The organism is Pseudoalteromonas sp. GutCa3 (genome assembly GCF_002836155.1).
GTDB lineage: Bacteria > Pseudomonadota > Gammaproteobacteria > Enterobacterales > Alteromonadaceae > Pseudoalteromonas > Pseudoalteromonas arctica.
Window position 1 is genome coordinate 1 of sequence record NZ_PJBK01000039.1, and the last position, 9,954, is coordinate 9,954.

General features: G+C 39.9%; 9 protein-coding genes and 3 tRNA genes. 4 read left to right on the forward strand and 8 right to left on the reverse strand.

From position 1 onward, the window contains the following. Positions 1–29 precede the first annotated feature (29 nt). From CXF64_RS08235 to nudE, 5 genes are all read right to left on the reverse strand, one after another. Positions 30–106, reverse strand: a tRNA-Met gene (locus CXF64_RS08235). Between the two features lie 62 nt (positions 107–168). Beyond that, positions 169–245 (reverse strand) — tRNA-Met (locus tag CXF64_RS08240). Between the two features lie 79 nt (positions 246–324). Beyond that, positions 325–401 (reverse strand) — tRNA-Met (locus tag CXF64_RS08245). Between the two features lie 136 nt (positions 402–537). Beyond that, positions 538–1,341 (reverse strand): 3'(2'),5'-bisphosphate nucleotidase CysQ, encoded by an 804-nt coding sequence (gene cysQ, locus CXF64_RS08250; RefSeq protein ID WP_007586545.1) that lies wholly within the window; start codon positions 1,339–1,341, stop codon positions 538–540. Continuing rightward, positions 1,334–1,906 (reverse strand): ADP compounds hydrolase NudE, encoded by a 573-nt coding sequence (nudE, locus tag CXF64_RS08255; protein WP_007586548.1) that lies wholly within the window; start codon positions 1,904–1,906, stop codon positions 1,334–1,336. Before nudE ends, cysQ begins: the two co-directional genes overlap by 8 nt. 61 nt (positions 1,907–1,967) lie before the next feature. Between nudE and yrfG the strand changes: the two genes are divergently transcribed. Continuing rightward, positions 1,968–2,615, forward strand: a complete 648-nt coding sequence (yrfG, locus tag CXF64_RS08260) for a GMP/IMP nucleotidase (protein WP_101216787.1) — start codon at positions 1,968–1,970, stop codon at positions 2,613–2,615. Positions 2,616–2,630: 15 nt separating this feature from the next. Here yrfG and CXF64_RS08265 read toward each other — a convergent pair whose 3' ends face one another. From CXF64_RS08265 to CXF64_RS08275, 3 genes are all read right to left on the reverse strand, one after another. Beyond that, a complete protein-coding gene (locus CXF64_RS08265; protein WP_007586550.1) occupies positions 2,631–3,254 on the reverse strand; it encodes a dUTP diphosphatase in 624 nt (207 codons plus the stop codon). A 105-nt stretch (positions 3,255–3,359) separates the two neighbouring features. Next, positions 3,360–3,728 (reverse strand): YacL family protein, encoded by a 369-nt coding sequence (locus tag CXF64_RS08270; RefSeq protein WP_024592461.1) that lies wholly within the window; start codon positions 3,726–3,728, stop codon positions 3,360–3,362. A gap of 116 nt (positions 3,729–3,844) precedes the next feature. Continuing rightward, positions 3,845–4,069 carry a hypothetical protein gene (locus CXF64_RS08275; protein ID WP_002963009.1) on the reverse strand — a complete coding sequence of 75 codons (225 nt, stop codon included), beginning with the start codon at positions 4,067–4,069 and terminating at the stop codon, positions 3,845–3,847. 302 nt (positions 4,070–4,371) lie between these two features. Here CXF64_RS08275 and uvrD point away from each other — a divergent pair, with 302 nt between their 5' ends. From uvrD to CXF64_RS08290, 3 genes are all read left to right on the forward strand, one after another. Next, on the forward strand, positions 4,372–6,537 hold the full coding sequence (gene uvrD, locus CXF64_RS08280; protein WP_007586555.1) for a DNA helicase II: 2,166 nt from the start codon (positions 4,372–4,374) through the stop codon (positions 6,535–6,537). Further along, entirely contained in the window at positions 6,515–8,584 is a 2,070-nt protein-coding gene (locus tag CXF64_RS08285) for a GNAT family N-acetyltransferase (RefSeq protein WP_101216788.1), read from the forward strand. The genes uvrD and CXF64_RS08285 overlap by 23 nt, the downstream gene beginning before the upstream one ends. Before the next feature lie 102 nt (positions 8,585–8,686). Further along, on the forward strand, positions 8,687–9,535 hold the full coding sequence (locus CXF64_RS08290; RefSeq protein WP_101216789.1) for a chemotaxis protein: 849 nt from the start codon (positions 8,687–8,689) through the stop codon (positions 9,533–9,535). Positions 9,536–9,954 lie beyond the last annotated feature (419 nt).

A 9,954-nucleotide genomic window follows, 5' to 3' on the forward strand; every position in this document is an offset into this window, starting at 1 on the left:
GCGTGTCATTTCATTCTTATTTATTTCAGTGGTTGCGGGAGCCGGATTTGAACCGACGACCTTCGGGTTATGAGCCCGACGAGCTACCAGACTGCTCCATCCCGCGCCTGAAATTTGTAGACTTGTTTAAAGTTGCTTACATTACAACTTGGCTTCCAATTAAAGAATTGGTTGCGGGAGCCGGATTTGAACCGACGACCTTCGGGTTATGAGCCCGACGAGCTACCAGACTGCTCCATCCCGCGCCTGTATATTTTAAGTCTATCGACTACTTTATTTTATCTCTTAAGCTAGAGTTTACAGTAACCAAATCTTATAAAAAATTGGTTGCGGGAGCCGGATTTGAACCGACGACCTTCGGGTTATGAGCCCGACGAGCTACCAGACTGCTCCATCCCGCGCCTGTAATTTCTTTAAAACATTTTCGTAATATTTACGAGCCTGCCTTGAAGAGAGCGCTACTATATAGGAATAAACATTTAATGCAAGGCCTAAACTAATTAAAGTTGTTCAACCGAACAAAAAGCAATCAAATTGCTATTCTGCGCTCAACCTTTGATGCGGATTAATCATTTTTTGCCATTCCCAGTCTGGATGCCCCATCACTATAAAGTCAGGGTTCTCAGTACTCTCGCGTTGGTTGTACGTTAGCGGGTTAAATTCTGCATCGGTAATACAACCACCGGCTTCTTCAACAATAACTTGTGAAGCACCTGTATCCCACTCTCCCGTTGGACCAATTCTTAAAAAACAATCTGCTTTGCCTTCTGCAACAGTACAAGCTTTTAATGAGCACGAACCAATAGCAATAGTTGTAAACTGACTATTTAAATACTGACTCACCGCTTCTATTTTTTGGCGGCGGCTCACTGCAAGCGTCAAGTTCTCTGGCGGCGCTACAGATATTTGCTTATCAATTGAGTTTTCACGTTTAAAGGCACCATTTTTAGCTGTAGCAAAATAAGTCACACCTTTTGCAGGCCAATGAATAACACCAAGCACTGGGTGATTATTTTCAATCAATGCAATATTTACTGCAAAATCGCCACTTTCTAAAATAAACTCGCCTGTGCCATCCATCGGATCGAGTAACCAATAACGCTGCCAATCCTGTCTGTCGGCGAGTGCTGGTATAGGTGTTTCTTCCGACATAATCGGAATATCGGGTGCTAAGACTTTTAATCCAGCAACCAGTACGTCATTTGCTGCTAAATCAGCTTTGGTAACAGGCGTATTATCTGATTTCTCTTGTTGGCCAATATCACCTTTTTTATAAATGGCCATAATTGCATCGCCAGCACGCTCAGCTAATTCAATACACGGTTCGATTAATTTATTCATCGGCAGCTCCAGACGCTAAATACTTATCTAATAATAGCAAAGCTGCAACACTGCGTGCTTCGGTAAAATCTTCTTGGTCTAATAATGACTGCCACTGAGTTAATGGCCACTTAACAACAACAAGCGGCTCTGGTTCGTCGCCAATAAGGGTTTGTGGGTATAATTGCTTAGCAAATAAAATATGCATAGTGGCATTAAAGTAACTCGGCGCCATTGTTACTGTTCTTAATGGTTTAAAATACTCAGCACCAAAGCCAATTTCTTCTTTAAGCTCTCTGTTAGCAGCTTGCTCTGGCGTTTCACCCGGATCAATTAAGCCTTTAGGAAAACCTAACTGGTAATCGTTTGTTCCCGCACAGTATTCACGTACAAGTAGTAATTCGTTGTCTGCACTTAACGGAACAATCATCACTGCTCCCCGGCCACCGCCGCGAATTCGCTCATACTGGCGCTCTTCGTTATTAGAAAACTTTAGCTCTAAAGACTCCACAGTAAACAAGCGGCTTTTAGCGACAACATTGTTACTGAGGATTTGTGGTGGTGTTGGGTGCTTTTTCTGTGTCATTGGCGTTAATTTGCTATCATGGCAGTTAGTTCAATAATAAACCTTATAAGTTGAAATTCCTATGTTAAATTGGTCAAAAATCGATACCGTTTTGCTCGACATGGATGGAACATTACTCGATTTACATTACGACAGTCATTTTTGGCTTAACGTTATTCCTCAACAACACGCATTAGCAAGAGGTATTAGCCTAGATGCAGCTAAAGCAGATATTTTAAAACGCTATCAAGCTGTGAGTGGTCAAATACAGTGGTATTGTTTAGATTATTGGGAGCAGCAATTAAGCTTGCCTATAATGGAGCTTAAACGAGAGTCTCAGCATTTAATTAAAATGCGCGAAGACGTACCTCATTTTTTAACTGAGCTTAAAAAAGCAGGCAAAGAGTTAATTTTACTTACCAACGCCCACCCTGAGAGTGTCATGCTTAAATTTGAGAATACAGCGATTGATAACTACCTAGATGGCGTAGTGTCGACTCATGAATATGGAGTAAGTAAAGAGCAACAAAGTTTGTGGCATAAAGTGCAAGATGACTTAGGCTTTAATAAAAGCCGTACTTTATTTGTAGATGACAGTGTGCCGGTATTAAATGCCGCGCGAGAATACGGCATTGAGCACTTACTTGCAGTTGCTAACCCTGATAGCCAACAACCACATAACGAGATAGCCGATTACCTAAGTGTTACCGACTATCGTAAGATTATCTAACTCAGTTTACGTGGGCTAGATTTTTGGGTAACGCGCTTCTAGCCCTTGATATACTAACTTTGCAAAATCTGCATGTTCTGTATCAAGGCTTTTAACTACTTCAACTAAATGCTCGTTATCTTCTTGCCCGTTCCATTCTTTAATATAGCTACCATCTTTGTAACCGTGATCTTGGCGGAAAAAGTTTAACGTATTTTTACCTACGTAGCCGCGATATAAATCATCAATATCCATACCCATTTGCGCCATACAGCCGGCAAAGGCACCTGCATTAAACGTTTTATCAGCAACAGCAGACGCCGCTAATATTTCTAGTGTTTGTTTAAAGTCATCAGCTTGTTGAGCATTACTAAGCTCAGTTTCAAGTTGCTTTGCTAAGTCTTCGTAGCTAGTTTCGCCGTCAATTCTAAGCGATAGACCAAAATGAAAAATATCAACCAACTCTAAAATAACTTGTTCAGTATCTGGTGTTTGTTTTTTCCACCATTTCCAACCATGATGATCTAGCATTTCAGCACACTCAACCCAAATAGCACGGTACCATTCAAACCCTTGAGTAAACCATTGCTCATGTACTTTAGTATTCATGGCGTTTTGCATTTCTAGCATCACTACTAGCTTGTTTAAATTGGCAGACATATCAACTCCTGTCGTTTTGGTTGGCGTAATTTTCGTTGCTGTAATAATACAGATAAAATGCTGATTGTGCATTGCTGTATATTTTTATTAGTGTGCTAATTATGTTTATCGTGACGTCGTAAACTCATGCCATGAATCAATTAAATCAATGAAATCTTCAAAGCCACAACCACTACTTAAACCATTTTCTTCAAGCGCTAAATCGTCATCTTGATACGCTATTAGGTCTTCGCTGTCTTGATGAAGCGCATGGGCTTCAAATAGTGCTTCGTCTTTGGTTAATATTAAATCTATTTCTTGGCCTTTTAGCGTTAGCGGCTCATAGCTTGAACTCACCGATGCAATAAGCGCTTGCACCATGGCCACTTTGTCTTTGCCTATTTCTTCGTTTAGCCAGCGACCAATAATAGCGTGTTCACTGCTTATTTTAATACGTAGCCCACTAATAGGGTCGCGAATAAATTGATATTCCATAGGGTTTGCCTGTAAATCTTTAATTGCGTAATTATATACGTAAACGCCCGCAAACCACAGGACATATAAAGTAAAATAGCGCCACAAGGGCGCTATTTTACTCAACTTTAAAGCCGTTAACTTCGCGATCTATAACGCGCTGCGTCAATAATCGACCATAAGTAAATAATAGGCACAAGTACAAAGCCTACAAGCACATAAATTAGTGCGTAACTTATTATAATAGCGAGTGCAAAAAATATAGCCGCTAAAATACGCCCTTGCACTAACTGCCCTAAGCCAGGAAAAAATATATTACATAATGCTGCGATTACGTTACCGCCAGAACCTTGATCTGCCATACTAACCTCTGTATTTATTTGATTTTATAATTATTTACTTACACACTCTATGCCAATTTATTAAAGCTTACAAATCAAATAGTTAAATTAGCCTAGATTTAGAGAGTTAGTATATTTTGCTAACTTTAGGTCAAATTAGCAATTTTTGTTATGCGTTTACGCTTTTTATTCGCTTAGTTAATTAGCAAGTTACTCGTTTTGAACGCTATTTTATAAATAGCTGTTTATAAAAACAGTATTTTATTTAGCCTAACAAAAACACCTGTTATACTGCCCACAATATTGATTAAAAAGGCGTAACGATGGACGTTTCACAATTACTCGATGGCTTAAATGACAAACAACGCGATGCCGTTGCAGCCCCACTACAAAACATGCTGGTATTAGCAGGTGCTGGGTCTGGTAAAACACGAGTGTTAGTTCATCGTATTGCGTGGCTTATGCAAGTTGAGCAAGCCTCCGCTTACAGTATTTTTGCAGTTACCTTTACTAATAAAGCCGCTAAAGAAATGCGTGGCCGCGTTGAAGAAACACTAAAAGCCCCTGTAGGTGGTATGTGGATTGGTACTTTCCATGGTTTATCGCATCGTATTTTACGTGCTCATCACCGTGAAGCTAACTTACCTGAAGCCTTTCAAATTTTAGACTCTGACGATCAGCTTCGGATGATCAAGCGCTTATTAAAATCGATGAATATTGATGATAAAAAATGGCCCGCTAAGCAATTTGGCTGGTACATAAGCGCCAAAAAAGATGAAGCACTTCGCCCTAAAGATATTCAAGCATACGATATTAATGAGCAAATGATGCTGCGTGTTTATGCCGCCTATCAAGAGGCCTGTGATAGAGCGGGCCTAGTTGATTTTGCTGAAATATTACTACGCAGCTACGAAGTGTTAAAAAATAACCCTACGTTACTGCGTCATTATCAGCAACGCTTTGCGCATATGCTCGTAGACGAGTTCCAAGATACAAATACCATTCAATATGCTTGGTTAAAATTACTTGCTGGCGATACTAACAGCATTATGATTGTAGGCGACGATGACCAAAGCATTTATGGTTGGCGTGGTGCTAAAATCGAAAACATTAAACGTTTTTTAACTGACTTCAGCGCAGAAACAATTCGCCTTGAACAAAACTACCGTTCAACCGCGACTATTTTGAAAGCGTCCAACGCATTAATTCAAAATAACTCAGAACGTATGGGTAAAAGCTTATGGACCGACGGTAACGATGGCGAACCAATCTCTATTTATGCAGCATTTAATGAATTAGACGAAGCGCGCTTTGTAAGTAGCAAACTACGAAGTTGGTTAAATGCAGGTAATGCCCTGCAAGATGCCGCAATTTTATACCGTAGTAACGCGCAATCTCGTGTACTTGAGGAAGCCATGCTACAAGAAGGCTTAAAATACCGTATTTATGGTGGTATGCGATTCTTCGAACGACAAGAAATTAAAGATGCGCTTTCGTATTTACGCCTAGTAGGTAATCGTCAAGACGATGCCGCGTTTGAGCGTGTAATTAATACGCCAGCACGCGGTATTGGTGATAAGACATTGAGCCATATACGAGATTGTGCACGAGCAGAATCGTTACCGCTTTGGTATGCCGCAAAAGCAATTGTAGAACAACAGCACTTATCTGGTCGTGCCTCTGGTGCAGTAAGTAAGTTTGTAGAACTAGTCGAACAAATAGAAGATAAAATTAGCGATCTAACTTTGCATGAGCAAGCCAAGTACACAATTCAAACCTCAGGCTTGATGGCAATGTACCAAGCTGAAAAAGGTGAAAAAGGCCGTGCTCGCGTAGAAAACTTAGAAGAGCTAATTAGCGCATGTGACCAGTACGAACTTCCTGAAGACGAAGAATACAGCTCGCCTTTACAAGGCTTTTTAGCACATACATCTCTTGAGTCAGGTGAAGGGCAGGCAGAAGAGCACGAAGATGCCGTACAAATGATGACGCTTCACTCAGCTAAAGGATTAGAGTTTCCGTTAGTGTTTATGGTGGGCGTAGAAGAAGGCATGTTCCCTTCTCAGCAAAGTAACGAAGAGTCTGGCCGCTTAGAAGAAGAGCGCCGCCTTTGTTATGTAGGCATGACACGAGCAATGGATAAGTTATACATTAGCCATGCTGAGAGTCGCCGTTTATACGGGCAAGAAAAATACCATAGCCCATCACGCTTTTTACGCGAAATACCTGAGGACTGCGTAGAAGAAATCCGTATTAAAACACAGGTTTCTCGCCCACCGGCCGCCGGGCGTTTTAGCGCATCAGTTAGCCATGCCGCATTTGAAGACAGTGGCTTTAACTTAGGGCAACGAGTTTTGCATGCTAAGTTTGGTGTTGGTACCGTACTTAATTACGAAGGCAGTGGCGCGCAATCTCGCGTACAAGTTAACTTTGACGACCTTGGCAGTAAATGGTTAGTAACGGCCTATGCACGATTACAAGCTGTATAAAGCTCACCTAAATGAGTTAAAACAACAACTAGCTGACGCGTATCATCGTCAGCTAGTGTTGATTACGGGCAGCCCTGCTTGGTGTTATGAATTACTTAACTCATTAATAGATGAAAACAATACACTTGTTGTATCCAAGCAGTGCGCGATTAAAAATTCGTACTGGCCTACTCGCACTCACCAAATTTTAGGGCAAGAATTTGCTCATGCTGTTTACGATGGTTTTAGTGGTTTACACCCTGATAAACTTGCAGCACTTACCGGCACCGTTAAAGCAGGCGGTATACTGTTTTTATTACTGCCTGAACTAGATGATTTAGCCTCTTGGCAAGATCCAGCATTAAGTACAGTGCAATCACACGGTCAGAGTATTGACTACAGTTTATTTAATCAACGTTTCGCGACTATTATTAAGCGATTACCCGCTTTTCATTTTGGTGAACAAAATGGCTGTATTAGTAATCTCGTCAGCTCTGTTACGGATAATAAAATTGATTATCTACCACAGCAAAACTGCGTTGAACAAATAGTAAAAGTAGCTAATGGCCGTGCCAACAGACCTTTACTCATTAATGCTGATAGAGGTAGAGGCAAGTCGGCAGCACTTGGCTTAGCTGCCGCAAAATTGACTGATAAAAAAGTAATTATTTGCAGCACTCAGTTTAAAGCGACCCATAGTAGCTTTAAACATTTAGCCAACGAGTTGAGCCTTCAATACAACGCTGAACATAAACAGCTCGCCAACTTGCACTACGTTGCACCTGACGCGTTATTAAATGCATTACCTGAGTGCGATTTATTACTCATTGATGAAGCCGCCGCGATCCCTGTTCCGTTATTGCTAAAAATGCTAGCTCATTACCCTCGTATAGTATTTGCAAGTACACTGGTTGGGTATGAGGGCAATGGTAGGGGTTATACCATTCGCTTTAGTAACTATATAAAAGCGCACTATAAAGCCTCTAAAGTTGTAACGCTTGATGAGCCACTGCGTTTTGCTAAACACGATCCCCTCGAGAAGCACATTCGCACCTTGCTTGCACTCGATGCACAATATAAAGAGTTAAGTAGTGATCAATTAGAGCAGCCAGTTCATAGCGAAATAACTCAGCAATCCCTTGTAAACAATGAGCCTTTACTGCAACAAGTTATTGCCCTGCTTGCATTGGCTCACTATCAAAGTAGTGTAAACGATTTACGCCAACTACTAGACGCACCATCGCAACGAATATTCATCTGCAAAATTAACAATCAATTAGTTGGTGTATGTTTAATCGCAATAGAAGGTGGTTTAAGTGAAGAACTTGCTCTACAGGTTATAAGCGGAGAGCGCCGCCCACAGGGTCATTTAATGGCTCAAACCCTCTCACAACTTAGTTTTAATAATGACTACTTAACACAGTTGAGCGCTCGCGTTGTACGAATAGCGATTGATCCTAGTTCTCACAATATGGGTTTTGGTAAAAAGCTACTTAGCTATTGCGAGTCGCAAGTAAAAAGCCAATGTAGTTGGTTTGGTGCAAGCTTTGGTGCAACAGCGCAGCTACTTAACTTTTGGCAAAAACAAGGGTTTGATACCGTAAAACTGGGTTATCAACGCGATAAAAGCACAGCTGAACATTCAGCGCTTGTGGTTAAATGCTTAAGCAACAAAAGTGCAATTATCCAACCTTTGAAAAAGCAGTTTAAAAACGACTTTTTTTATGCTCTTTTAACACACTTTAAAACACTGGATTGGCAACTTGTAAGTATTTTAATTGAAGGATTTAGCGATGAGTTAGTAAGCCCCGAGACTCGCGAACGATTAGCCTTGCTCGTAAACAGTAACTTCACTCAATTTAATATCTCTGCGACTCTTTGCCAGGTAGTGAATCAGTCTCCTTCTTGTATGTCTCAATTAACAGAGTCTGATAAACAACTTTTAATAAAGTTAGTGCTTCAAAATGAATGTAATGAAAAAGTGATTCAACACTTAGGTTTATTAGGAAAAAAGCAGCTTGAGAATCAATTTAAACGTGCCATAAAAAACCTCACTAGTGCCATCTAATAACTCCTAGTTACCTATCTCTATTAAATCTTATCCATCTTTAAGCTATTTATTTAATTTGTTCTATCCTTAAAGCATTAACAGATAAATTAAGATAAAGGCATGGAATTAATAAACTTTAAAGTGGGCTGCAAAACAATTTCACTTAAAATACTCGATATTTTATTAACAGAGCGCTTTGACAATAATCTAACAACTTTACCCAACAATAATAAAAGCTTTATTGGTGTTAAAGATTATATGGATATACCAACGCCTGTGTTTGATTTAGGTATTATTTTAAATAATATCTCAACCGAACAAAGTAATGCGCATGTACTAAAACAACTAAGAACATGGCAAGAAAAACTATTAAGCTGGTTCAATACCCTTCAAAGTAACTTGCTAAATAGCTCGGCTTCTATTTCAAGCAATGATGCAGAACTACAAGATTTTGTTATGTTTTACAAAGAGTTCAACACCGATAATGAAGACTTAAAACTAACAATGTCTCGACTTAACGAACCTTTCCAATCATTGCTAAAAACGATAAAAGAAGCTATATCAGCTCATAATCAAAGCGATTATAAACAAGTATCAGCTCTGCTCGAAAAAATTAAGCGTAGTAACCTAATTCAGCTAGAGCGTTTATTCGAATCAGCTAAAGAGCAAATAACCTTAGACTATAAACCTATTATTGTTTTTACCACTAAAGACGGCTTAAACCCACACGTAGGGTTATTGGTAGATAAAGTCGAAGATAATATCGACTATAAAAAAGAAGACATTAAACCACTAGATAAGCTCACTGAGGTTGGTTTTGATCTAGACCCACAAACTAAAAATATGATGCGAGGATTAATCAAGCTTTCACAAAAGCACAGTGTATTAATTGATCCAAGCGTAATATTTAAACCAACACAACTAGAAGAATCTGAAAGTGAAGAAACTCAAGCTTACGGACTATTTTAAATAGTCTTTAGATTCGGTTATAAACTTTAGTACTGAAGTAATGAGCTATTCAGCTCGACTTGTACATTTAGATAAATTGGAGAGAAATCGAGTGCGTAATGTTAGTTACTCATATTCTACTTTTCTGCAGACGTAAAGAGCCCGAATTTTTAGATGCGGGCTTTCTACAATGTGAAGTCGGTGCGCTACGCAGTAGGATGTCGTAGTGCCCACAGCGGTGGAGAGCCACAGTGAAATGCTACACTATCATCGGTCGAAGCTTTGGTTTCATTACTGAGTTCGGCATGGACTCTTGGCTATTTATCAAATCCCAGACAGCAAAAAACCCGTCACATTGCTGTAACGGGTTTCTTTAATTTGAAACCTGGTAATGTCCTACTTTCACATAGCAAATGCTACACTATCATCGGCGCTGTTTC

Coding starts and splice junctions, on each gene's coding strand:
- CXF64_RS08265 (WP_007586550.1), bottom strand. CDS start 3,254: ATGTCTGCCAATTTAAACAAGCTAGTAGTGATGCTAGAAATGCAAAAC.
- cysQ (WP_007586545.1), bottom strand. CDS start 1,341: ATGAATAAATTAATCGAACCGTGTATTGAATTAGCTGAGCGTGCTGGC.
- nudE (WP_007586548.1), bottom strand. CDS start 1,906: ATGACACAGAAAAAGCACCCAACACCACCACAAATCCTCAGTAACAAT.
- uvrD (WP_007586555.1), top strand. CDS start 4,372: ATGGACGTTTCACAATTACTCGATGGCTTAAATGACAAACAACGCGAT.
- CXF64_RS08270 (WP_024592461.1), bottom strand. CDS start 3,728: ATGGAATATCAATTTATTCGCGACCCTATTAGTGGGCTACGTATTAAA.
- CXF64_RS08285 (WP_101216788.1), top strand. CDS start 6,515: ATGCACGATTACAAGCTGTATAAAGCTCACCTAAATGAGTTAAAACAA.
- CXF64_RS08290 (WP_101216789.1), top strand. CDS start 8,687: ATGGAATTAATAAACTTTAAAGTGGGCTGCAAAACAATTTCACTTAAA.
- CXF64_RS08275 (WP_002963009.1), bottom strand. CDS start 4,069: ATGGCAGATCAAGGTTCTGGCGGTAACGTAATCGCAGCATTATGTAAT.
- yrfG (WP_101216787.1), top strand. CDS start 1,968: ATGTTAAATTGGTCAAAAATCGATACCGTTTTGCTCGACATGGATGGA.